A 23,088-nucleotide genomic window follows, 5' to 3' on the forward strand; every position below is an offset into this window, starting at 1 on the left:
GCAATGTCCCGGTTAAACCCGATTCTGGCGGCCTCAGCACAAAGTACCGAGGCCTACCAGCAGGCGATTGCCCAGAGTAGCGCGGCCGTCGTGAAGTGGCTGGAACAACCTGAGATGTATCAGGGAAAAACCGTCGCAGAGCTGCGCGAGCGCATTAAGCTGGACTTCAATCCTCTGGGCCTGGGCAACCAGGCCGCGATTGAACGCGCCATTGAGTACTTCCTCAAAGACAGCCTGTCGGTTCATCACCCGCAGTGTGTGGCGCATCTGCACTGCCCGAGCCTGGTTATCAGCCAGGCCGCGGAAGTCCTGATTAATGCCACCAACCAGAGTATGGATTCGTGGGACCAGGCACCTTCAGCCACCCTGATTGAGATGAAGCTGATCGAGTGGCTGCGCATCCAGGTCGGTTATCAGTCCGGCGACGCAGGTGTCTTTACCAGCGGCGGCACCCAGAGCAACCTGATGGGTCTGATGCTGGCGCGTGACGCCTGGTTTGCCCGTCAGGGTCATTCTGTTCAGCAGGATGGTTTAACCGGCGATCTGAAGAAGATTAAAGTCTTCTGTTCAGAGAATGCGCACTTCTCGGTTCAGAAGAATATGGCGCTGCTGGGTCTGGGCTATCAATCCGTGACGCAGGTGAAATGCGATCGCTTTGCCCGCATGGATATGGATGACCTGCGCCACAAACTGGCAGCCTCCAAAGCCAACGGTGAAAACATTCTGGCGATTGTTGCCACGGCGGGTACTACCGATGCTGGTGCGATCGATCCCCTGCGCGAAATCGCGGCGCTGGCGGCCGAAGAGAACATCTGGGTGCACGTCGATGCGGCCTGGGGCGGCGCGCTGCTGCTCTCAGAAAAGTATCGTGACTATCTGGATGGCATTGAGCTGGTCGATTCCATTACCCTGGACTTCCACAAGCAGTTCTTCCAGACCATCAGCTGTGGTGCTTTCCTGCTGAAGGAAGCGCGCCACTATGAGCTGATGCGCTACCAGGCGGCCTATCTGAACTCTGAGTTTGATGAAGCGCAGGGTGTGCCGAATCTGGTATCCAAATCCCTTCAGACCACCCGCCGTTTCGATGCACTGAAACTGTGGATGGGCCTGGAAGCGCTGGGTCAGAAACAGTATGCCGAAATCATCGATCACGGTGTGACGCTGGCACAGCAGGTTGCACAGTACGTTGATGAGCAGCCTGCGCTGGAGCTGGTGATGAAACCGCAGCTGGCCAGCGTGCTGTTCCGCTATCGTCCGGCGCATCTGGCGCACTTCAGCAGTGCGGATATTGCGTTGCTGAATCAGCGTATCGGTGATGCCCTGCTGGAATCGGGCCGCGCCAACGTTGGTGTAACCGAGTTCGATGGCGTGACCTGCCTGAAGATGACCCTGCTGAATCCGACAGTGACGCTGGAAGATATCAAAGTGTTGCTGACATTGGTGGAAACCACGGCACAGCAGCTGGTGTAAATAGTGGCGTCAGGGTCACTATCAGAGGCGCCTCAGGGCGCCTTTTCTTTTTCTGTGTTTATCCCTTTCATTCATCGGTGAGGCCAAAGCGCCTGTGCGCTGGTTTGCCGGACACCTCCGCCTCTGCCCCTTTTGTGTAGCCCCTAGCCGATCTTGTATTGACTTACCCATTCAGCACAAAAATCCAGATACGCGAGTGTGATGGCTGAAGGATGTTTGTGCCGGACATAAACCAGATGTAAAGGCATCGAGTGAGTCGGATAATCGGGCAGCAGTCGCATCAGCTTTCCACTCTCCACATCAGGTTTAACTAAAAAATCAAACAACAGCGATACCCCGGCACCGCTCAGTGCATAGTGGCGCAGGCCCTGCGTGTTGTTAGAGGAAAAAAACGGCTCAAACTTTACCTTCTCGTCTCCGGATACCCACTCAAAGGAACCACTGTTAAGCCCTTCCCAGCTGGCTATCGGACACGTCGCCAGCGCCGCCAGCGTCTGCGGATGTCCAAAGCGTTCAGCCAGTTCAGGTGTGGCAACAAACCATGCCTCGACATTCATAACCGGTTTCGCAATCACATCTTCGGTATGCAACTCGCCCAGCCTGAGTGCCACGTCAATGCCATCTTCAAACAGATCCACCACTCTTTCCCCTGAGTGGCAAAACACTTTGATATCAGGATAGCGTTGCTGAAACGCATGCAGCAATTCCCACCAGATGGTGAAGTCAGGCGGCACCGATATTCGCAGCTTGCCCGCCAGTTTGTGCGCAGACCTGACCGTTTTGGTGGCCTCTTCCAGCATTTCCAGACCAGGTCGCGATTGCTCAAAGAACTGTTGTCCTTTGTAAGTCGGCCTGACCCCTTTCTTTGATCGTTCAAGCAACTGCACACCCAGTGCCTGCTCCAGCTCATTCACTTTCCGCACCAGCGTTGAGATGGGGATAGCCGTTCTCTCGCTTGCCGCTGAAAAGCTGCCTGCCTGAACGACTGCAATAAAGAGTTTTGTCGCGTTGAGATCCATTATCTTTCCATATCTGGCAAACATGTACCCAATTCTGACCATTTACTTCTTATTTTCAACTATTAAACTCCCTGTTTTGGCTAAGAGAATAAAAATAAAACGGCCCGTAAAAAATTCTTATTTCTAACGAATAAGTCTGGCTACACCGTATCCGGATAAGGAAAAAGCGATGAAAAACCTTGTGACAGAAATTCTGAATATTCGCTATCCCATTATTCAGGCACCCATGTACTTTCTAACCAATGCAACGTTTGTTGCCGCAGTATCAAACGCAGGCGGATTAGGCATAATTGGCCCCAACGCCGGGCAGGATACATTGCCGGACTCTCGTTTCATGGCGCTGGAGCGCATGCGTGAGCAAATCAGAAAAACCAAACAGCTGACCGATAAACCTTTTGGGGCAACCCTGATCAATGGGCCGGATATGAGTTTCTGGCGGCCAACAGCTGAAATGTTTGTTGAAGAGAAGGTAGAGGTCGTTTTAGTTAATGAAGTGCTTGATGCCGAAATATTCGAATTTCTGAAACAACATCGCATCAAAATCCTTTATCGTGCGCTGACGCCTGACGTAGCGAATTCTCAGCAGGCTGAAAAGCTTGGCGCCGATATCATTGTCGCCACGGGATTTGATGAAGGCGGCACCGTGCCATCACGCATTATCGGAACGTTCAGCATCGTGCCCATGATCGCTGACAGTGTGAAAATTCCGGTGCTGGCGGCAGGCGGCATTGGGGATGTGCGTGGCGTGCGTGCAGCCATGGCGTTAGGTGCAGAAGGCGTCTGGATAGGCAGCCTGTTTTTAACCGCGCAGGAGAACCCGGCGGATGAGAAGGTTAAGCAGCTGATTGTTTCATCGAGCGCAGAAGATTTGCTACTTTTCCGCACCCTGCCCGCTTATTACCGGACATTGCCAACGCCGCTCAGCCCCAGGCTGGCAGAACTTGATGCGCACGGCGCTGACCGTGAAACGCTGTTCACTGCAATGAATGGCTACCACTCTTTATGGCAGGCGATGCGACTGGGCAATTTTGACAAAGGCGTCGTTTCGACAGGCACCGGCATCTCGATGATCAAATCGGTGCGAACCGTTGCAGCCATCGTCGCCGATCTGGCACAGGATTTCATCACTCAGCCGGAGAAACAGAAATCTGACGACACCGTTCTCAGTCTGTAATCTGTTTAAAGTTAGTGATGTGACCGCCACCAGCGGGATCCGGTTGTCGGATGAGTCCCGACCGGGTCCAGCGTGCTGCCCGCAGTGTTCAACTGTGGGCCGTTATTCAGCTTTTCCTCTTCACAGCCTGAAGCCATACAGGTTCAACCCTTTTCAGTCAAACAGACACAAGATAAATTAACAGCTTTTATTCCCTCATTTAGATTTCGTTTATTTTATAATTTGCATGACGCCTTTATTTCAGCAGAGTCTGGAAAACCGCATCGCGATCAATATATAAAGATTTTACTTCAGCCATAATTAATCAACACTCACGTTAAGTCACTGATAAAAGTGAATAACATATTACAGATAAGAATAGTTTAATTTCACAGGAATTAACCCTTATGCTCCTGCGTAAAATAGTTATCATTCTTCTCGGTATGATTATGGCTGCTGTCATCATTATTGCCGACAACCATGCTCATAAAGTTAATTGCCGTGATCAGGTTTTCAGTTTGCCATCATCGCAAAGTGAATGACCTTGTCTGAATCCTTCTCTCCAGCATCCTCTTTGGCTTCAGACCTGTTGGCGGTGTTGATGACGCGAGAAGGTCAGTGACGTTGATCCGGCTGAATCGCTTACGGAATAAAACCCTGTTACATCGGCCTGAACAGAGCGGCACGTTACGCCAGTGATATTACAGCTGCATTTCTGATAAGCAGGCTTGTTTGTTGCCCTTCCCGGCAGACCTGTCAGTAAAAAAGGCTGCATAACACTTATGCAGCCTGAATTTCCCGCTCAGCTTGCTTGCCGACACTTAGCGCGACGGTGGCTCATCCAGTAGCCGCAGATGATCATCTTTGTTCAGGGTCATCAACGCAACAATACTGACCAGCGCAGTCGCCATCACATACCAGGCGGGGATATCGGGATTACCGGTCTGTTTAATCAACCCGGTGATGATCAATCCGGCACAGCCAGAAAACACCGCGTTAGAAAGCGAATAGGCCAGACCCAGTCCGGTATAACGCACCCGCGTCGGGAACATCTCTGCCAGCATTGCAGGCCCCGGTCCGGCCAGCAACCCGACTACTCCGCCCGCGATAAACACCACCAGCGCTTTCAGCAGCAGCCCGGTGCTCTCTGCCTGAAGTATGTTAAGCAGCGGCAGAGAGAGCACCAGCAGCAATACCGCCGCTGTCACCATCACCGCACGGCGGCCAATCCTGTCACTCAGCATGCCGGCCGGGATGATGGTGGCAGCAAAGCCCAGGTTCGATATCACCGCAATCAGCAACGCCTGGTTAAAACCGGTGTGCAGCGATGCCTGCAGGTACGTCGGCATAATCACCAGCCAGGTGTAACCGGCCGCCGACCAGACCATCAGCCGACAGATACCGAGCAGGATCGTTTTCAGCGTATCGCCAAGGCTGGCGTCAACTTTTACAACGGGTTTTGCCTGCTGCTGAATAAACGCCGGGGTCTCCTCCATCTGAACCCGCAGCCAGAGCGCGATGACACCCAGCGGCAGGGCAATGAAGAACGGGATGCGCCAGCCCCAGCTCAGCATCTGCTCCGGCGACAGCAGCAGTGAGAGCAGCGCTACGATGCCCGCGCCAGCCAGTAATCCCAGCGCCACAGTAAAAGATTGCCACGCCCCATAAAGGCCCCGCTTACCGCGCGGTGCAAACTCGGTCATCAGCGATACCGCCCCGCCATACTCACCCCCCGCGAACAGGCCCTGCAGAATACGCAGACCGGTCACGATCAGCGGCGCCAGGATGCCCAACTGGGCATAGGTGGGCACCAGGCCGATAGCCGCCGTCGCCAGCGTCATCATGATTAACACAAAAATCAGCGTGGGTTTGCGCCCGATGCGATCACCCATCCGGCCGAAAATGATTGCTCCGAGTGGACGGAAGAAAAAGGCGATGGCAAATGACGCATAGGTCAGCAGAAGCCCGGTCAGCGCTGACTCCCCTTCCAGCCGGAAAAAGTTCTGCGCTATCACGGTGGCAAGAAAGCCATAGACGGCAAACTCATACCATTCAATGAAATTACCTACCGAACCGGCAATCAGAGCACGTTTACGGCTGGCGGAGCTGAGCAGATTATCGACGGGCACAGACATGGCAGGGGATCCTTTTTGAGCATCATCAGTCGCTTATGATTAGCACAATCGCCGCACGCCTGCGCACTCTTCTGCCTGTCACGTTAACTCAGACACATAAATCTGCGCTTAACGCGCCACGGCATGCCCTTTTTCACCTTCACGCCTTGCACAACGGCTTTACGATTGTCAGGATGTGCGGCATTGAATGAATCAGGCGGATAGATGATGAACGCACAAACCTCAAAAGATCCTCTGCATGGCGTAACGCTGGAGATGCAGATAAACAGTTTAGTCGCGCAGTATGGCTGGGCGGAGCTGGGAAAACGGATCAACATTAACTGCTTTAAAAGCGATCCGAGTGTTAAATCAAGCCTGAAGTTTTTGCGGCGCACGCCCTGGGCGCGGGCTGAAGTCGAAGCGCTTTATCTCGCCTCGTTAAAAGAGAAACCGGCCTCCCGCGAAGCACCGTCTGAAGAGGCGGATCAAGCACCCGCAGAAGATCCCTGGGGCAACTGGCGCGGTAACCAGCCGGAGTAACGGGCAGAAAACGCAGCAATAAAAAAGCCCGCGCAGGATAACCTGTGCGGGCTTTTTTTACGTCAGGTCGCTGTTACAGCGCCATGTCGTGCTTCGCTGAAGGCGCTGCCTGCTCTGGCTGTGCTGCTGGCGCCTCGGCTGCTTTGCCATCCATGTTGATAACCGGCGGCGTGGTCAGCTGCAGAGTTGCAGCGGTGTCATTCCATACCTGCTGGAGCATCGGCACATTGTCATTCAGTTTCTGACCGTAGCCTGGGATCATCTTGTGGATTTTGGCCTGCCATTCCGCTGACTTAAACTCTTCCGGGAACAGTTTCTGCATCACGCTTAACGCGATAGGCGCAGCGGTCGATGCACCAGGAGAAGCACCCAGCAGTGCCGCCACGGTTTTCTGCTGATCGGTCACAATTTCTGTACCCAGTTTCAGCACGCCACCTTTGTCAGCATCTTTCTTGATGATCTGTACGCGCTGACCGGCCTGAATCAGTTTCCAGTCCTCTTTCTTCGCGTCCGGGTAGTACTCTTTCAGCGCTTCAAAGCGATCTTCTTCTGTCAGCATCACCTGGCCAACCAGGTATTTCACCAGGTCGAAGTTATCCATACCCACATCGGTCATTGGCACGATGTTATGAGTAGTGGTGGTGCTCAGCAGGTCAAACAGTGAACCATTTTTCAGGAACTTGGTTGAGAAGGTCGCAAACGGTCCAAACAGTACGACGCGTTTGCCATCCAGATAACGGGTATCCAGATGCGGAACGGACATCGGTGGTGCACCGGTAGACGCCTGACCGTAGACTTTCGCCAGGTGACGATCGGCAATCGCCTTGTTTTCGGTTACCAGGAATGAACCACCCACCGGGAAGCCTGCATAGTTTTCCGCTTCCGGGATGCCGGTTTTCTGCAGTAATTTCAGCGCGCCGCCGCCAGCACCAATAAAGACATATTTCGCGTCAACTGCACGCTCGTTGCCGTTTTTGGCATCTTTAATGGTGACGTGCCATGAGTTATCACCGTTACGTTTGAAATCGGTGACTTCAGACGAGGTTTCCAGACGGAAGTTGTCATTCTTCTTCAGGCTGCCGATTAGCTGACGGGTAATTTCACCGTAGTTTACGTCGGTGCCGACTGGCGTCCAGGTTGCGGCCACTTTCTGCTGGGGATCACGACCTTCCATCACCAGCGGTGCCCACTGCTCGATCTGCTTGTGATCGGTAGAGAACTTCATGCCCTGGAACAGCGCGGTTTTCTGTAACGCCGCATAGCGTTTAGTCAGGAAATCGACGTTGTCGCCCCAGACGAAGCTCATGTGTGGCGTTGAGTTGATGAAAGAGCGCGGATCGTGCATCACACCCTCTTTGACCTGCGAACTCCAGAACTGGCGTGAAACCATGAAGGCTTCGTTGATTTCCAGCGCTTTCGTCACGTCGATCGAGCCGTCTTTACGCTCTGGCGTATAGTTCAGCTCCATATTGGCAGAGTGACCGGTACCGGCGTTGTTCCAGCCGTTAGAGGATTCCAGTGCCACACCATCCAGCTTCTCAACCATGATCTGTTTCCAGCCAGGCTGCAGCTCTTCCAGCATGGTGCCCATTGAGGCGCTCATGATGCCGCCACCAATTAACAGGACGTCGGTTTTTTCTGGTGAAGTTTCAGCATGCAGTGCTGAAGAAACTAACAAGGCCGCGAGGGAAAGAGTGGGGATAACTTTCTTTGAATTCATCATTTTAATCTACAGCTCAGACGGTACTGGTTAAAAAAAGTCCTTAAAGTTTAAAATAATGTTATTTGTGAGTTAATGTGAAAATAGTTATAAAATTAAAAATAGCAATTTAGCCTTAATTTAATTACAAAAGGCTTACCGAATTGCTCACATATTTTAACCACACATTAAGGGTGTCCATTGAATTATACAATCCCCTAACACAAATATTGTTCTCCGGCGATTGCCCGCGCGCAGACCGCTAAAACTGTACTGATGCGGTCAGTTAGCGTATGTTTCCGGGCGATCTCCCACCCGTGCTGAACGCCAATGACAAGCCAACCACAGAACCGACATGCCGTGACTAAACGACCCATGAAACTCAGTACCCTGACCACCCTGATGATGACCGCGGTTATCGTCACCGTGCTGCTCGCTGTCCATCTGCTCTATTTTGTGCAGATCGATAACTTTGCTCAGTCGCATCTTAAAGATAAGGCGATGGCAGTGGCACGCACTCTGGCAGACAGCCCTGAAGTGCAGCGTGGGTTACTGTTACCGGATGGCAGCAGCCAGATTCAGCCACTGGCTGAAGCTGCGCGCAAACGCAACGGCCTGCTGTTTGTGGTGGTGACGGATATGCGTGGCATTCGCTTTTCACACCCGAACGCGGCGGTGATTGGCAAACATTTTGTCGGCAACGATATCTATCCGGCCCTCAGCGGGCGGGAAAATGTGGCGGTAAATCACGGCGTGCTGGTAGAGGCACTGCGGGTATTTACCCCGGTCTATAACGCAGAGCATCAGCAGATTGGTGTGGTGGCGATCGGCATCGCGCTGAATGATGTGGCGGCGCAGATTGCCAAAAGCCGCTGGAACATCGTCTGGACTGTCTTATTTGGCGGCCTGGTTGGCCTGCTGGGGATTCTTATTCTGGTCAGGCGCCTGAAGAGCATATTGCTCGGGCTGGAGCCGCACGAAATTTCCAGCCTGTTCGAGCAGCGTCAGGCGATCCTGAATTCTATTAAAGAGGGTGTGATTGCGGTAGATGATGAGTCACGCGTCAGCCTGATTAACCACGCGGCGCAGCAGCTGCTGCATGAGACCACCCGCAAGATGCCATTAAGCGGCGATCTGATTGCTGAAGAGAGCGTAATGCACCGCCATCAGCAGGATGCGCTGCATGCGGGCAAAGCCTGGCACGATCAGGAGCTGACGCTGGGTAATCGCATCCTGATCAGCAATACCGTGCCGGTTCGCAGTCGTGACCGCATTATCGGCGCGGTGACCACCTTCAGGGACAAGACCGAGATCAGCCAGCTGATGCAGCGTCTGGACGGCATGGTAAACTATGTAGACGCGTTACGTGAACGTTCCCATGAGTTCATGAACAAGCTGCATGTCATTCTGGGCCTGCTGCATATGAAAAACTATGCGCAGATGGAAGAGTACATCCTGAAAACCGCCAACGCCTATCAGACGGAGATTGGTTCGCTGCTGCAAAAGATCAAATCGCCCATCATTGCGGGTTTCCTGCTCAGCAAAATCAACCGGGTGACCGATGAAGGCCATCAGCTGATTATCGATGAGGCGAGTTTTCTGCCCGACTGCGGCAGCGAAGAGCAGAGCGCGGTACTGATTACGGTGCTGGGCAATTTAATTGAAAATGCGCTTGAGGCGCTGGACCCGGAAACCGAAGGGGAGATCCACCTCATGCTGCATTATCAGAATGGCTGGTTAGCCTGTGAAGTGAGTGATGACGGACCCGGCATCGACGGTACGCAGCTCAGCGCCATTTTTGAGCGTGGCGTCTCGTCAAAAGGCGAAGATCGCGGTGTCGGATTGTTTCTGGTTAAGCAGCAGACCGAAAGCCTGGGCGGCAGTGTCAGTGTCGAGTCGGAACCGGGTGTATTCACCCAATTCTTAGTACAACTTCCGTGGGAGAGAGGAATGATTACCCAATGATCAATGTGTTAGTTGTCGATGATGACGCCATGGTAGCCGAGCTGAATCGCTGTTATATCGGGCAGATCCCAGGCTTTACCTGCTGCGGCACCGCCTCAACCTTACAGCAGGCCAAAGAGCGGCTGGCGCAGGCCGAACCTCAGGTTGATCTGATCCTGCTGGATATCTATATGCAGCAGGAGAACGGTCTCGACCTGTTGCCGGAACTGCGCAGCGCAGGACGTCCGGTTGACGTGATTATTATCTCGTCAGCAGCAGATGCCGCCACCATCAAAACCTCACTCAACTACGGTGTGGTGGATTATCTGATCAAGCCTTTCCAGTTTGCCCGCTTTGAAGAGGCACTGACTGGCTGGCGACAGAAAAAATCGCTGATGGATAATCATCAGTTCTATCAGCAGTCGGACGTTGATCAGCTGTTGCATGGCAATCCGCCGGGGGCCAGCGAGCAGAAGCGACTGCCGAAAGGATTAACACCGCAGACGCTGCGCACGCTGTGTCTGTGGATCGACGCCCATCCGGGTACCGAATTCTCCACCGACGAACTGGCAACCGAGGTGAATATCTCTCGCGTCTCCTGCCGCAAGTACCTGATCTGGCTGGCGCAGATTAATATTCTGTTCACCAGCATTCATTATGGGGTCACGGGCCGTCCGGTTTATCGCTATCGCCTGCAGCCGGAGTATCACACTTTGCTCAAACAATATTGTCAGTGAACCAGCCGGTAATCGGTGTCCAGTAACTGAAAAGAAAAGTGACGTTGTGACGAGCAGATCACCTGCCTGTCACGGGTCACAAATATCGCTTCAACGCCCGGTTGCTCCTCCAGGCAGTCAATGCCCTGTTCAACGCCGAGGCCGTAAAGCAGTGTGGTGTAGATGTCGCCATCCAGTGAACGTTCAGAGATCACGGTGACGCTCAGCAGGTCGTTATCCAGCGGATAACCGCTACGCGGGTCGAGGATATGGTGATAACAGACGCCATCCAGCTCGAAATAACGCTCATAGATACCGGATGTCACCACCGAGCGATTATTCACGCCGATCACCCCGATCAGCTCATCGGCCTCACCAAAAGGTTTTTTCAGGCCGATTGCCCAGCCCGCCTCTTCTGGCGGCGCACCCACCGTCTGCACATTTCCGCCCAGATTAATCAGCGCACTGCTGACCTGCTGCTGGCGCAAAAAAGCCTGCACAACATCGGCGATATAGCCTTTGGCGATGGCGCCCAGGTCAATCTCCATCCCAGGTCGCGCCAGCATGACACTGCGGCTTGCGTCATCAAGAATAACGTCATGCGGATTCGTCAGCGCCATGCGCGCCTGAAGTTCTGTCTCTGATGGAACACGGTGACCCTGAAAGCCGATTTTCCAGCACTTCACCAGCGGGCCGATAGCCAGATTAAACAGGCTGTCGGGCAGCAGGCTCACCGCATGCGCGCAGGCGATCAGGTCAAACACCGGCTGACTGACGACCACCGGATGCTGCCCTGCCGCGTGATTAATCGCCATCACTTCCGACGCCGCGCGGTTAACCGTGAAGAGATTCTCCTGCTGTTTAATCAGGCGGAAGACCTGTCCGGCCAGGGTCTGATTATCGTCGAAGAGTTTGAGCAGGATGGGTGAACCCATTAAGACAGCGGAGTAAGCATAGACACGCGCATCAGTTAACATAGGCGACTCTGCTTTAAAGAGAAAAGAACGGCATCCGCAGAGCGCGGATGCCGGAGACGACTCTTAACGTCGGGCGTAAGCGGCGGCGTTACCACCGGCCAGAATGCCGAAGATAATGATATCGGCGACTGCGTTACCACCGATGCGGTTCGCGCCGTGAATGCCGCCAACCACTTCGCCACAGGCCCAGGCGCCGTTAATCACCTGTTTCTGGCTGTCCAGCACCGCGGTGGTAGTGTCAATGGTGACGCCGCCCATGGTGTGGTGTACGCCCGGTGCAACACGAATCGCGTAGAACGGCGCTTCACTCAGAGGATGACGCAGCGCGGTCTGGCGACCGAAGTCTTCATCTTTCTGCATGATAACGAAGTTGTTGTAACGGGCCAGCGTGGCTTCCAGCGTATGATGCTCACTCATGTTGAGTTTCACCGCCAGTTCCGCCACGGTTGGCGCGCTGACCACAAAGCCTTTGGCGATATATTCGTCAGCCGCTTTGTTATTCATCCGCACCTGCTCGTCAAACACAATCCAGGCACTCTTCTCTGGCAAGGCGATAATCTGCGCCGAGACTTTATCGCGGGTTTCCATTTCGTTGTAGAAGCGCTCACCCGCCTGACTGACCAGGATAGCACCGCCGCCACGAATGGATTCAGAGACCAGATAAGAGGTGGTCTGTTCAACCGTTGGGTGAATCTGGATTTCGCCCATATCCACGGTACCGGCACCAATTTTTTCCAGCATGGCAATACCGCTGCCGGTGGCGCCTTTGTGGTTGGTGGTGACAAAGCCATCGAGTTCAGGGCGATATTTCACTACCAGTTCACGGTTCGCACTGAATCCGCCGGTCGCCACAATCACGCTTTTCGCGTTCAGGATGCGGCTGTCGTTGTACTCATCGACCACTCTCACACCCGCTACCGCGCCGTTCTCATAGAGGATTTCTGAGACTGAGGTTTCAAGCAGGACTTCGATGTTGCGGCTGTTGATGTTTTTAACCAGACCGCTGATCAGGAAGCCACCCACCGCTGAACGATCCGCCGGACGGTGGGTACGATCGATGCTCATCCCGCCGGTAATGGTGATGTCGTTAAGCTCAATGCCGTGATTCGCCAGCCACTCAATCGCCTCCGGAGCCAGCTCTACAAACTCACGCAGCAGCACCGGATTATTTTTAAACTGACCGCCTTTCAGCGTCTCCTCGTAGAACAGCTCTTTGCTGTCTTCGATGCCTTTGAGTTTCTGGAAACGAGTTTCCGCGGCGTTCATGCCCACTGAGGCTTTAATGGTGTTACCGCCGATGGTCGGCATCTTCTCGATGATGACCACGCGCGCCCCTTCATCGTGCGCCTGAATCGCCGCCGCAAGACCGGCGCCGCCGCTGCCCACAATCACCACATCGTAATTCTGCGGTGCGTTAGGGTTGCCGCCCTCTTCAATCACATGCTCTTTGCTGGAGGTGGTCAGCGCGCGTGAAACCGCTTTTTTCAGCGCCTCACTCTGGGTAGTCGCACCGGTAATTGCATCGACGTGTGGGCTGTTGGCCACCAGGATGCGGCTACGCAGGCTTTCAAAGGTAGTGGTGAAGTCCACATCCAGGGTGTCATCCGGCACCAGCGAGATGTCGGTGATACGGTCAGTATCCAGCGTGACGTTGATTTTCAGTTTCAGCGCTTCGGCTTCGACTTTTTCCTGATAGACGCCCGCTTTGTATTTACGGCCCGATTCACTCATGTCGCGGATCATCGCATCGACCAGGGAGAAGCGCCACAGCGGTTCCGGGATCTGCAGCTCTTCACGTTTGTTGCTGTCGATGTAGAGATCGAGGTGTTCGTTATTAATGATGCGGTCAGCCCAGTTCGGGTAAGCGATGCAGGCTTTACCAATCGCCACCAGATCGTAGCCTTTCTCCAGCGCCAGCTCGGCATCGGCTTTATTGACGACGCCGCCAACGCCAATCACCGGCACTTTTGCCAGCACAGGCGAACGCATCGCGACGAATTTCTCAATCAGCGGCGTCGGATCCTGGGTATCAACAATTGACGGACGCAGCAGCTGGCCTACCGAGAAATGGACGTAATCGAGTCCGCGCGCCGCCAGTTTTTCCAGCAGATAGAGCGTGTCGTCAAAGCGAATGCCGGGCACTTCGATCTCTTCCGGCGAGAAGCGATAGCCGATGATGAAAGAGTTATGGGCGAAGCGCTCAGCCATCTTGTGGGTGATTTCCAGCACTTCCAGCGGGAAGCGTGCGCGGTTATCGCGGCTGCCGCCCCACTTGTCATCGCGCTGGTTAGAGTTCGGCGAATAGAACTGCTGAATCAGGTAGGTGTTAGCACCATGAATTTCGACGCCATCGAAACCGGCCTTGATGGCGCGGTTCACCGCATCACCAAATTTGGTGATCATGGTTTCGACTTCTTCGGCGCTCAGCGCCAGGGGTTTGGTTGCCCCTTCACGCGGCGCCGCGATGGCGCTTGGCGCAACCGGCGTTTTGCCGCCAATCAGCTCCGGCTCTACCATACGGCCGCCGTGATAGATCTGCAAAATGGCCGTAGAGCCTTCAGATTTAATCGCGTCCGCGATGCGTTTCAGACCAGGGATTTTGTTGTCGCTGTCGATAGCAATGGCACCCGGAAATGCCGGGCCACGGTTGTCAATGAAGCAGCATTCAACGATCACGGTTCCGATGCTGCCTGCACGTGCGCGATAGTACTCGACCAGCTCACTGGTGACCGTACCGTCATAAAAGCCGGTACAGGTGGTCATCGGTGCCATTACCAGTCGGTTTTTCAACACAGCGCCGTTAGGCAGAGTCAATGGATTAAGGATGGGGGTGAGAGATTTCATTGCGATAAACTCCAAGATTTAAAAGTCTGGAAATTTTTTAGCGGACGCAAATTATCGCTTAATTAAGTGGTCCGATGTCATGAGACTAATATACCCTTTTCTTTGCTTTCATAAGCGATAAATTTACTTTTTTAACTTTTAAATGATTTAGAGTTTTTATTTGCCGAATGCATAAAGTGAAGTTATATTAATTGTTAACCATGGGTAACCAAAAATCAACCATTCGTTTACATAAAAAATAAATCGTTTATCATCATGTGGTTAAAGCAAGGCATTCAGTTTGCGTGAGCTGGTGATTTGTCGACCAGCTTCACAGAACCGTCAAAATGTCGATGCCGTAAATATAAATAAAAAATAAATGTTAAAAATGGGGAATAATGAATTAATTTCTTTGATCTGGATCAAAATCTATATTTGCAAAAATCGCATCATATTTACATGGATTTAAAAATGCAGCTCAATAGCTAAGCAGTCGATTAAAAAATCAGTGCATCGCGGTTTATTCACACTATTAAGAATAAGAAAGAAAGTCATCAGTGAAGGTCCGGGGCGCAAATCGCATTCTTCTTAACTTGCAGATAAAATACTATGAAACCACTCTCAGCTGTAACTGAACCCCCAAAAGTCGCACCTGCGGCGCCGGGTAAAAAGAAAGCTATCATGCTTGCTCTGCCGGTGCTCGTTGCCGTGTTGCTGTTGCTGGTGCCCACACCAGCCGGACTCGAACCCTACGCCTGGCACTTCTTCGCCATCTTCGTCGGCGTGATTGTCGGATTGATCTTTGAACCCCTGCCAGGCGCGGTGATCGGCCTGACCGGCGTGGTAGTCATCGCGCTGTTCAGCCAGTTTCTGCTCTTCAGCCCGGCTGAACTGGCTAACCCGAAATTCAAAGTCGCCAGTGAGTCGTTCAAATGGGCGGTCAGTGGGTTCGGCAACTCCACGGTCTGGCTGATCTTCGGTGCCTTTATGTTCGCCGCAGGTTATGACAAAACGCAGTTTGGTCGCCGCCTGGCCCTGATTCTGGTGAAGTATCTGGGTCGCCGCAGTCTGACGCTGGGTTATGCCATTACCTTTGCTGACCTGCTTCTTGCGCCCTTTACGCCGTCAAACACCGCGCGCAGTGGCGGTACCATCTACCCGATAATTGCCAACCTGCCGCCGCTTTACGGCTCTAAACCTAACGACCCGAGCGCCCGAAAAATCGGTTCCTATCTGATGTGGGTAGCGATTACCGCGGCCTGTATTACCAGCTCCATGTTCCTCTCTGCGCTGGCACCCAACCTGCTGGCACTGGCACTGGTAAAAAGCATCGTCGGTTTTGATATCTCATGGGGCATGTGGTTCCTGGCCTTCCTGCCGCTGGGTGTGCTGTTGATTCTGACCATGCCGCTGCTGGCTTACTGGTTCTACCCACCTGAAGTTAAAATCAATGATGAAGTGCCGAAATGGGCCATCGCTGAACTGGAAAAACTGGGCAGACTGACCCGCAATGAAATCCTGCTGCTGGTGTTTGTGGTCTGCGCCCTGCTGATGTGGATTTTCGCCACCTCGTGGATCGAACCTGCCATGGCTGCGCTGCTGGTGGTAGTACTGATGCTGTGGACCGGCGTACTGACCTGGAATGACATCACCAGTAATAAACCGGCCTGGAACACCTTTGCCTGGTTCGCCACCCTGGTGGCACTGGCCGATGGTCTGGCCCGCGTCGGCTTTATTACCTGGTTAGGTAAAGAGGGTGGCATGCTGCTGCAGGGTTATGACCCGCAGGTTTCGGCCGTGGTGCTGTTAATCGCCTTCTTCCTGCTGCACTACCTGTTTGCCAGTACCACCGCACACACCACCGCGCTGTTACCGGCCATGCTGACCATTGCAGCCTCCATTCCGGGTATCAATATGCCGGTCTTCTGCCTGATGTTGTGTACCTCTCTGGGTGTGATGGGCATCATCACGCCATACGGCACCGGCCCAAGCCCGATTTACTACGGCAGCGGTTATCTGCCTACCAAAGACTACTGGCGTCTGGGAACCATCTTCGGTGCCATCTTCTTAGGCTCCATGATGCTGATTGCCTATCCGTGGATGGTGTGGTTGTTCTGACGGATACAACATGCAGATCAACGCGTTATAAGATACCATTCCTGCACTTCCTCACCGCACCCGCGGTGGGGAAGCATAATAAACAATTAATTCGCCTATGATGTTGCGCCCCGCAGCCTGTCCGCGGAGGTTCAGCCGGTCATTAAGTGAGAAAAAATGTCGAACAAGCCTTTTGTCTATCAGAACCCTTTCCCGCTGTCCCACGAAGATACCGAATACTATCTGCTGAGTCGTGAGCATGTCTCCGTCTCCGAGTTTGAGGGTCAGGAGATCCTTAAAGTCGATCCGCAGGCGCTGACGTTACTCAGCCAGCAGGCGTTCCATGACGCCTCTTTTATGCTGCGTCCGGCCCACCAGCAGCAGGTCGCCTCCATCCTTGATGACCCGGAAGCCAGCGACAATGATAAATATGTCGCCCTGCAGTTTTTAAGAAACTCTGAAATTGCCGCCAAAGGCGTGCTGCCAACCTGTCAGGATACCGGCACCGCGATCATCATGGGCAAAAAGGGCCAGCGCGTCTGGACCGGCGGCGGTGATGAAGCTGCGCTGTCACAGGGTATCTACAACACCTATATCGAAGATAACCTGCGCTATTCGCAGAATGCCGCTCTGGATATGTATAAAGAGGTGAATACCGGCACTAACCTGCCAGCGCAGATCGACCTCTACAGCGTGGATGGCGATGAGTACAAGTTCCTCTGTATCGCCAAAGGTGGCGGTTCCGCCAATAAAACCTATCTCTATCAGGAAACCAAAGCGCTGCTGAGCCCGGGCAAGCTGAAAAATTACCTGGTAGATAAGATGCGTACCCTCGGCACCGCAGCCTGTCCGCCCTACCATATTGCGTTTGTCATCGGCGGCACCTCGGCAGAAAGCACCCTGAAAACCGTGAAGCTCGCCTCAACTCACTATTACGACGGGCTGCCCACTGAAGGCAACGAGCACGGTCAGGCGTTCCGCGACGTTCAGCTGGAGCAGGAACTGCTGGAAGCGGCGCAACAGCTCGGTCTGGGTGCGCAGTTTGGCGGCAAATATTTTGCGCACGATATCCGCGTGGTGCGTCTGCCACGTCACGGCGCCTCCTGCCCGATCGGTATGGGCGTCTCCTGCTCGGCTGACCGTAACATCAAAGCGAAGATTAACCGTGAAGGTATCTGGATTGAGAAACTGGAAGCCAACCCAGGCCGCCTGATCCCGGAAGCACTGCGCCAGCAGGGCGAAGGTGAAGCGTTGCAGGTTGATCTCAACCGCCCAATGGAAGAGATTCTGGCGCAACTGTCCTCTTATCCGGTTTCAACCCGCCTGTCACTGACCGGCACTATTATCGTGGCGCGCGATATTGCACATGCAAAACTCAAAGAGCGCATCGATAACGGCGAAGGATTACCACAGTACATCAAAGATCATCCGGTCTATTACGCTGGCCCGGCGAAGACGCCTGAAGGTTATGCTTCTGGTTCACTCGGCCCGACCACTGCCGGTCGTATGGATTCCTACGTGGATCTGCTTCAGGCACACGGCGGAAGTAAGATCATGCTGGCCAAGGGCAATCGCAGCCAGCAGGTGACGGATGCCTGTCATAAACATGGCGGCTTCTATCTCGGCAGCATTGGTGGACCGGCAGCGGTGCTGGCGCAGCAGAGCATTAAAAGTCTGGAATGCGTGGAGTATCCCGAGCTGGGAATGGAAGCGATCTGGAAAATCGAGGTGGAGAACTTCCCTGCCTTTATCCTGGTCGATGACAAAGGTAACGACTTCTTCCAGCACATTGAGCGCGCGCACTGCGCGAAATGCGTTAAGTAGCACATGCGTTAGTAAAATCCTGCGTTAACAAATCAAAAAGCCCCGACTCCGGGGCTTTAATTTGTTACGCATTCAGGCGTATTGGCTGTGATAACGAGCCTTTCTTAGCCTCGCTGCAGCCGCTGCAACGCCACATCAATCTGCACATCACCTTTGGTGAGTTCGATGATCTGATACTTAATCGCCGGATTTTCGATCAGGCCGACCAGTGTCGCCGCCACATCTTCGCGCGGGATCTCACCATACGGAATCGCCAGATCGGCATGAACCCGACCGGTACCGGCTTCATCGGTCAGCGTACCCGGTCGCAGGATCACCCACTCCAGCTTACTCGCTACCAGCTCCGCATCCGCCAGACGCTTCACCCGCATGTAATTCTCAAATCCCTCTGAGGGAGTTTTACCGCGGCCCGCATCCGGGAAAGCGGAAACCAGCATAAAGCGTGATACCCCCGCCTGCTCTGCTGCGGCAACCGCCAGCTTCAGCCCTTCTCCGTCAATGGCATTGGTCAGCTCGATCCCGGCACCGCCCGCACCCGCCGTGAAGACAGCCACATCGTGACCGGTCATCAGATCTGCCAGTGCCGTCACGCTCAGTTGCTGAATATCGCCAGCCACTGGTTCAGCACCTGCGGCCTGCAGCGTCTCTGCCTGTTCCGGTTTGCGATGCAGCGCCGTTACTGTATGGCCTTTACTGCTCAGCTGACGGGTCAGCTTTTGGCCCACTTTGCCCGCTGCGCCGATAATGAAACATGTCGCCATAGAATCCAATCCTCCATTTACTGATTGAGTGCCAGAGTATAGCTAGCAGCCTGAAACAAAACAGGCGCCTGATGCGGCGCCTGCTGGGTTATTGCGGGATCACTTTTTCCGCTTTCAGCTTATCAAACAGCTGAGTAAAGGAGTCAAGCGTGCTGCGATAGCCGGTGAAGCCCGCTTTGCGGCTCTTACTCATATCGGTAAAGGCTTCCATCGGACGTCCCAGGTCGGCATCGGTATGCCACCAGGAAGCCAGTCTGGTGACATCCGATTCACGCAACTGATGCTGCTCTGCAATCGCCTGCCACGCACTGGCGGCTTCCTGCATGCGATCTTCCAGCGGCATCATCTGCGCCGGGTATTCTGCTGCTTCAATGCCGAAATAGTCAGCCAGTTTTGGCCACATCCAGTTCCAGCGGAACACATCGCCGTTTACCGCATTGAAATCCTGATTAGCGGCATTAGGTGAGGTCGCCGCCCAGTGCAGCTGCTCAGCCAGCAGGCCCGCATCGGTCATATCAACGACACCGTTCCACTGCTCAGGTGAGCCAGGGAAGATAAACGGCCAGCCTTTCTCTTTACACAGCGTTGCGTAGACCGCCAGTGTCTGCCCCATATTCATCGCATTGCCTACGGCATAACCGATGATGGTGTGTGGGCGATGCACACTCCAGCGGTAGTCATACTTCTCTGCACCAGCGAACACTTCATCTTCCTGCGCATAGTAGAAGTTATCGACCGGCTGACGGCCCTGCTCTTCACGGAACGGCGTGACAGGCACAGCGCCTTTGCCGTAAGCTTCAAACGGCCCCAGGTAGTGCTTCAGTCCGGTTACCAGTGCCACGTGCGAACCCTGTAAGCGGTCGCCGAGTGCTTCAATCACATTCCGCACCATGCCGCCGTTAACGCGGATATTCTCTTTTTCATTTTCCTGACGCGCCCAGACGCTAAAGAACAGCGCATCCGGTTTCTCTGTTTTCAGCGCGTCCCGGACGGCATCCGCATCGGTCAGATCGGCCGTCAGGCTGGTGACACCTTCAGGTACCGCGCCACGTCCGCGTGACAGACCGCTGACCTGCCAGCCTTCCTTCTGTAATTTATCTGCCAGTCCGCGACCAATAACGCCACTGATGCCCACAATCAAAGCATGCTTTTTCATTTGATTTCTCCTCATTTTGCGTAATGCTAAGCCTAATAGAGAATTCAGTTCTTATCTCTGGCATTTATTCACAGCATTCTCAACCTGAGTTCATTAATCGATGCACGATCATCGCCTCAAAGATATTCTGCCGTTTGTTGCCAGCGTAGAGTGTGGCAGTTTTACCGCCGCTGCGGAGCGTCTGCACGTGACCGGATCGGCGATCAGTAAAAGCGTCAGCCGCCTGGAGACGCGATTAGGTTCGCGACTGCTGGAGCGCACCACACGGAGCCTGCACCTCACCGACGCGGGCAGCGCCTATTACCAGACCTGCCTGCGCATTCTGGAGGATCTGGCCGAAGCCGAAGCGGTGCTGGCGGCACAGCGAACCATTCCTTCCGGTCGCCTGCGCCTGGCGGTGCCCACCACCTATGGCCGCCTCAATGTGATGCCGCTGCTGATGCCCTTTTGTCAGCAACACCCGGAACTGGCTCTGAGCCTGAGTTTTTCTGACCGCTTTGTTGACCTGTTTGAAGAGGGCGTGGATGTGGCGGTACGGATCGGCGGCGCGCCCGACCTGCCTGCTTCGCTGGGCTGGCGCAATATGGGCCGCGAGCAGATGCAGTTCTGTGCCTCACCCGCTTATCTGGCACGTGAAGGACGACCTGAAGATGAGGCGGCGCTGCTGAACCACCGCGCCATCCTTTATGAGCGTGTAGATGGCAGCACCAAACCCTGGCTGTTCACCACCGAAGATGGTCAGCCGCACTGGCGCGAGGTGCCGTACCGGCTGGCACTGGGCGACGTTGATGCCCAGCTGCAGGCTGTCATCGCCGGGCTGGGTGTGGCACAAATGCCCTCGTGGCTGATTCAGCATGCCGTGAAACAGGGCGACCTGGAGATAATTTTGCCGCAGTTGCAGCCAGAGGGGCTGACGCTGAGCGTGGTGTGGCCACGCCGTAAACAGTTCCTGCCTAAGGTCGATGCGCTGTTATCAGCGCTCACCGCGCTGGAAATCCGCTAACCCGCCCTGCTATCTGTTTATCGCGGTTGGGATGTTTCATCCTGACCGCGATCATTTACTCTTTCCAGACGCTGATTTCCCGTTGTTCCGCCCTGCCTGAACCGCCGGTAACTTATCAACCTCCTCTATAACCCGCTTAAATTTAATGTTTTTATTTTCGCCTTGATGGAATCCCATCAAAATAAAAATGGCGGAAGGGTTGAGCTCACATAATGAAAACTAAGTTTCAAATATAATTTAACCCGAAATAAAAATATCAGTAGGGTGATGTCTTCTTCATGTTCTGACGTTTTGTCTTTGCCGTTATTACCAGGAGTATTCATGGAAAAAGAACTTTATATCTCGTCGAACCCGGCATCCGGTCCAAATAGCACTACCCGCACCGAGCCTTTTGTGAAGATTATTGCGCTGGTCGCCACCCTGGGTGGATTGCTGTTTGGTTATGACACCGGTGTAGTCTCAGGCGCATTACTGTTTATGCGCGGCGATTTGCATCTCACCCCATTTACTACCGGGCTGGTCACCAGCTCCCTGCTGTTTGGTGCAGCCTTCGGCGCGCTGGCAGCCGGTCATCTGGCGGATGGCCTCGGCAGACGACGCATTATCATTGCGCTGGCGCTTATCTTCGCTTTTGGCGCTGTCGGCTCGGCGCTGGCGCCTGATGTCACCTGGATGATCGCTTCTCGCCTGTTCCTGGGCTTTGCCGTGGGGGGTGCTGCCGCGACCGTGCCGGTCTACATCGCAGAAATCGCCCCCGCCAATAAACGTGGCCAGCTGGTCACCCTGCAGGAGCTGATGATCGTCAGCGGTCAGCTGCTGGCGTACATCTCCAACGCCACCTTTAACGATATCTGGGGCGGCGAAAATACCTGGCGCTGGATGCTGGCGCTGTCGATTGTCCCTGCTGTTCTGCTCTGGATCGGCATGATTTTTATGCCTGAAACCCCGCGCTGGCACGTAATGAAAGGCCGCAGTCAGGCAGCGCGCGAGGTCCTGGAAAAAACCCGTGCCGCCGAAGATGTCGAGTGGGAGCTGGAAGAGATTGAGGAAACCATTGAAGAGAACCGTCAGCGTGGCAAAGGCCGCCTGCGCGATCTCGCCACACCCTGGCTGATGAAAATCTTCCTGCTGGGCGTGGGTATTGCCGCCATCCAGCAGCTGACCGGGGTGAATACCATTATGTATTACGCCCCCACCATGCTGACCGCCGCCGGACTGAGCAACGATGCCGCGCTGTTCGCCACCATCGCCAATGGCGTGATCTCCGTGGTGATGACGCTGGCGGGTATCTGGCTAATCGGCAAAGTGGGACGCCGTCCGCTGGTGTTAATCGGACAGATGGGCTGCACCTGCTGCCTGTTCTTTATCGGGCTGGTCTGCTGGTTGATGCCGGAATACCTCAACGGCACGGTCAACCTGCTGCGGGCTTATCTGGTGCTGGCGGGAATGCTGATGTTTCTCTGCTTCCAGCAGGGCGCATTGTCACCCGTTACCTGGCTGCTGCTGTCGGAAATCTTCCCCGCCCGGATGCGTGGCATCTGTATGGGTGGCGCTGTCTTCTCACTGTGGATCGCCAATTTCGCCATCTCCATGGCCTTCCCGCTGTTATTAGCCGCATTTGGTCTGGCCGGAGCCTTCTTTATATTCGCGGCTATCGGCATCGGCGGTTCTGTTTTTGTTGTGAAGTTTATTCCCGAGACCCGGGGAAGAAGTCTTGAGCAGGTCGAGCACTATTTCTATGCGCTTTATAACGGCAACGGCAAAAAATAGTGCCTGAAACGTCCGTATTGAA

At 54.1% G+C, this 23,088-nt stretch carries 17 protein-coding genes; 10 read left to right on the forward strand and 7 right to left on the reverse strand.

Annotated features, from left to right (window positions below; genetic code table 11):
• Positions 1-3 precede the first annotated feature (3 nt).
• Positions 4-1,470, forward strand: a complete 1,467-nt coding sequence (locus OK412_RS04345) for a pyridoxal phosphate-dependent decarboxylase family protein (RefSeq protein WP_033786964.1) — start codon at positions 4-6, stop codon at positions 1,468-1,470.
• A gap of 143 nt (positions 1,471-1,613) precedes the next feature.
• Here OK412_RS04345 and OK412_RS04350 read toward each other — a convergent pair whose 3' ends face one another.
• On the reverse strand, positions 1,614-2,489 hold the full coding sequence (locus tag OK412_RS04350) for a LysR family transcriptional regulator (protein WP_264352739.1): 876 nt from the start codon (positions 2,487-2,489) through the stop codon (positions 1,614-1,616).
• A gap of 169 nt (positions 2,490-2,658) precedes the next feature.
• Here OK412_RS04350 and OK412_RS04355 point away from each other — a divergent pair, with 169 nt between their 5' ends.
• Positions 2,659-3,663: an NAD(P)H-dependent flavin oxidoreductase gene (locus OK412_RS04355; RefSeq protein ID WP_264352740.1), complete on the forward strand. Its 1,005-nt coding sequence runs from the start codon at positions 2,659-2,661 to the stop codon at positions 3,661-3,663.
• A 386-nt stretch (positions 3,664-4,049) separates the two neighbouring features.
• The gene (locus tag OK412_RS04360) at positions 4,050-4,184 is read left to right on the forward strand and encodes a hypothetical protein (RefSeq protein ID WP_254920067.1); all 135 of its coding nucleotides are present in this window, start codon (positions 4,050-4,052) and stop codon (positions 4,182-4,184) included.
• Between the two features lie 279 nt (positions 4,185-4,463).
• Here the strand turns inward: OK412_RS04360 and OK412_RS04365 are convergent, their stop codons facing one another.
• Positions 4,464-5,777: an MFS transporter gene (locus tag OK412_RS04365; protein WP_010247251.1), complete on the reverse strand. Its 1,314-nt coding sequence runs from the start codon at positions 5,775-5,777 to the stop codon at positions 4,464-4,466.
• 207 nt (positions 5,778-5,984) lie between these two features.
• Between OK412_RS04365 and OK412_RS04370 the strand changes: the two genes are divergently transcribed.
• The gene (locus OK412_RS04370) at positions 5,985-6,296 is read left to right on the forward strand and encodes a VF530 family DNA-binding protein (protein WP_033761066.1); all 312 of its coding nucleotides are present in this window, start codon (positions 5,985-5,987) and stop codon (positions 6,294-6,296) included.
• Between the two features lie 73 nt (positions 6,297-6,369).
• Here OK412_RS04370 and mqo read toward each other — a convergent pair whose 3' ends face one another.
• Entirely contained in the window at positions 6,370-8,019 is a 1,650-nt protein-coding gene (gene mqo / locus OK412_RS04375; RefSeq protein ID WP_033760335.1) for a malate dehydrogenase (quinone), read from the reverse strand.
• A gap of 351 nt (positions 8,020-8,370) precedes the next feature.
• Between mqo and OK412_RS04380 the strand changes: the two genes are divergently transcribed.
• Entirely contained in the window at positions 8,371-9,960 is a 1,590-nt protein-coding gene (locus OK412_RS04380; protein WP_010670312.1) for a sensor histidine kinase, read from the forward strand.
• Positions 9,957-10,676 (forward strand): two-component system response regulator DcuR, encoded by a 720-nt coding sequence (dcuR, locus tag OK412_RS04385; protein ID WP_009093030.1) that lies wholly within the window; start codon positions 9,957-9,959, stop codon positions 10,674-10,676. The genes OK412_RS04380 and dcuR overlap by 4 nt, the downstream gene beginning before the upstream one ends.
• Here dcuR and OK412_RS04390 read toward each other — a convergent pair.
• Positions 10,670-11,632, reverse strand: coding sequence for an FAD:protein FMN transferase (locus tag OK412_RS04390; RefSeq protein WP_264352741.1), 963 nt, complete (start codon positions 11,630-11,632; stop codon positions 10,670-10,672). The two genes, dcuR and OK412_RS04390, sit on opposite strands and share 7 nt — an antisense overlap.
• A gap of 63 nt (positions 11,633-11,695) precedes the next feature.
• On the reverse strand, positions 11,696-14,476 hold the full coding sequence (locus OK412_RS04395) for a flavocytochrome c (RefSeq protein ID WP_031592419.1): 2,781 nt from the start codon (positions 14,474-14,476) through the stop codon (positions 11,696-11,698).
• A gap of 588 nt (positions 14,477-15,064) precedes the next feature.
• Between OK412_RS04395 and OK412_RS04400 the strand changes: the two genes are divergently transcribed.
• Both OK412_RS04400 and fumA read left to right on the forward strand, forming a co-directional pair.
• Positions 15,065-16,573, forward strand: coding sequence for an anion permease (locus OK412_RS04400; RefSeq protein WP_010247273.1), 1,509 nt, complete (start codon positions 15,065-15,067; stop codon positions 16,571-16,573).
• 156 nt (positions 16,574-16,729) lie between these two features.
• Positions 16,730-18,376, forward strand: a complete 1,647-nt coding sequence (fumA, locus tag OK412_RS04405; protein ID WP_033780190.1) for a class I fumarate hydratase FumA — start codon at positions 16,730-16,732, stop codon at positions 18,374-18,376.
• Positions 18,377-18,480: 104 nt separating this feature from the next.
• On the opposite strand, the gene OK412_RS04410 is transcribed toward fumA, so the two are convergent.
• Positions 18,481-19,137 carry an SDR family oxidoreductase gene (locus OK412_RS04410; protein ID WP_033768487.1) on the reverse strand — a complete coding sequence of 219 codons (657 nt, stop codon included), beginning with the start codon at positions 19,135-19,137 and terminating at the stop codon, positions 18,481-18,483.
• A gap of 88 nt (positions 19,138-19,225) precedes the next feature.
• Positions 19,226-20,293 carry an SDR family oxidoreductase gene (locus OK412_RS04415; RefSeq protein WP_010247277.1) on the reverse strand — a complete coding sequence of 356 codons (1,068 nt, stop codon included), beginning with the start codon at positions 20,291-20,293 and terminating at the stop codon, positions 19,226-19,228.
• A 100-nt stretch (positions 20,294-20,393) separates the two neighbouring features.
• Between OK412_RS04415 and OK412_RS04420 the strand changes: the two genes are divergently transcribed.
• Both OK412_RS04420 and OK412_RS04425 read left to right on the forward strand, forming a co-directional pair.
• A complete protein-coding gene (locus tag OK412_RS04420; protein WP_010247278.1) occupies positions 20,394-21,296 on the forward strand; it encodes a LysR family transcriptional regulator in 903 nt (300 codons plus the stop codon).
• A gap of 321 nt (positions 21,297-21,617) precedes the next feature.
• Positions 21,618-23,066: a sugar porter family MFS transporter gene (locus OK412_RS04425; RefSeq protein WP_010670306.1), complete on the forward strand. Its 1,449-nt coding sequence runs from the start codon at positions 21,618-21,620 to the stop codon at positions 23,064-23,066.
• The last annotated feature ends 22 nt before the right edge of the window (positions 23,067-23,088 follow it).

It is taken from the genome of Pantoea sp. JV6 (genome assembly GCF_025910055.1).
GTDB lineage: Bacteria > Pseudomonadota > Gammaproteobacteria > Enterobacterales > Enterobacteriaceae > Pantoea > Pantoea agglomerans.

What these genes read in the sequence shown, in the direction of transcription:
- OK412_RS04345 (WP_033786964.1), top strand. Translation starts at nt 4, where the DNA reads ATGTCCCGGTTAAACCCGATTCTGGCGGCCTCAGCACAAAGTACCGAG.
- OK412_RS04350 (WP_264352739.1), bottom strand. Translation starts at nt 2,489, where the DNA reads ATGGATCTCAACGCGACAAAACTCTTTATTGCAGTCGTTCAGGCAGGC.
- OK412_RS04355 (WP_264352740.1), top strand. Translation starts at nt 2,659, where the DNA reads ATGAAAAACCTTGTGACAGAAATTCTGAATATTCGCTATCCCATTATT.
- OK412_RS04360 (WP_254920067.1), top strand. Translation starts at nt 4,050, where the DNA reads ATGCTCCTGCGTAAAATAGTTATCATTCTTCTCGGTATGATTATGGCT.
- OK412_RS04365 (WP_010247251.1), bottom strand. Translation starts at nt 5,777, where the DNA reads ATGTCTGTGCCCGTCGATAATCTGCTCAGCTCCGCCAGCCGTAAACGT.
- OK412_RS04370 (WP_033761066.1), top strand. Translation starts at nt 5,985, where the DNA reads ATGAACGCACAAACCTCAAAAGATCCTCTGCATGGCGTAACGCTGGAG.
- mqo (WP_033760335.1), bottom strand. Translation starts at nt 8,019, where the DNA reads ATGATGAATTCAAAGAAAGTTATCCCCACTCTTTCCCTCGCGGCCTTG.
- OK412_RS04380 (WP_010670312.1), top strand. Translation starts at nt 8,371, where the DNA reads ATGAAACTCAGTACCCTGACCACCCTGATGATGACCGCGGTTATCGTC.
- dcuR (WP_009093030.1), top strand. Translation starts at nt 9,957, where the DNA reads ATGATCAATGTGTTAGTTGTCGATGATGACGCCATGGTAGCCGAGCTG.
- OK412_RS04390 (WP_264352741.1), bottom strand. Translation starts at nt 11,632, where the DNA reads ATGTTAACTGATGCGCGTGTCTATGCTTACTCCGCTGTCTTAATGGGT.
- OK412_RS04395 (WP_031592419.1), bottom strand. Translation starts at nt 14,476, where the DNA reads ATGAAATCTCTCACCCCCATCCTTAATCCATTGACTCTGCCTAACGGC.
- OK412_RS04400 (WP_010247273.1), top strand. Translation starts at nt 15,065, where the DNA reads ATGAAACCACTCTCAGCTGTAACTGAACCCCCAAAAGTCGCACCTGCG.
- fumA (WP_033780190.1), top strand. Translation starts at nt 16,730, where the DNA reads ATGTCGAACAAGCCTTTTGTCTATCAGAACCCTTTCCCGCTGTCCCAC.
- OK412_RS04410 (WP_033768487.1), bottom strand. Translation starts at nt 19,137, where the DNA reads ATGGCGACATGTTTCATTATCGGCGCAGCGGGCAAAGTGGGCCAAAAG.
- OK412_RS04415 (WP_010247277.1), bottom strand. Translation starts at nt 20,293, where the DNA reads ATGAAAAAGCATGCTTTGATTGTGGGCATCAGTGGCGTTATTGGTCGC.
- OK412_RS04420 (WP_010247278.1), top strand. Translation starts at nt 20,394, where the DNA reads ATGCACGATCATCGCCTCAAAGATATTCTGCCGTTTGTTGCCAGCGTA.
- OK412_RS04425 (WP_010670306.1), top strand. Translation starts at nt 21,618, where the DNA reads ATGGAAAAAGAACTTTATATCTCGTCGAACCCGGCATCCGGTCCAAAT.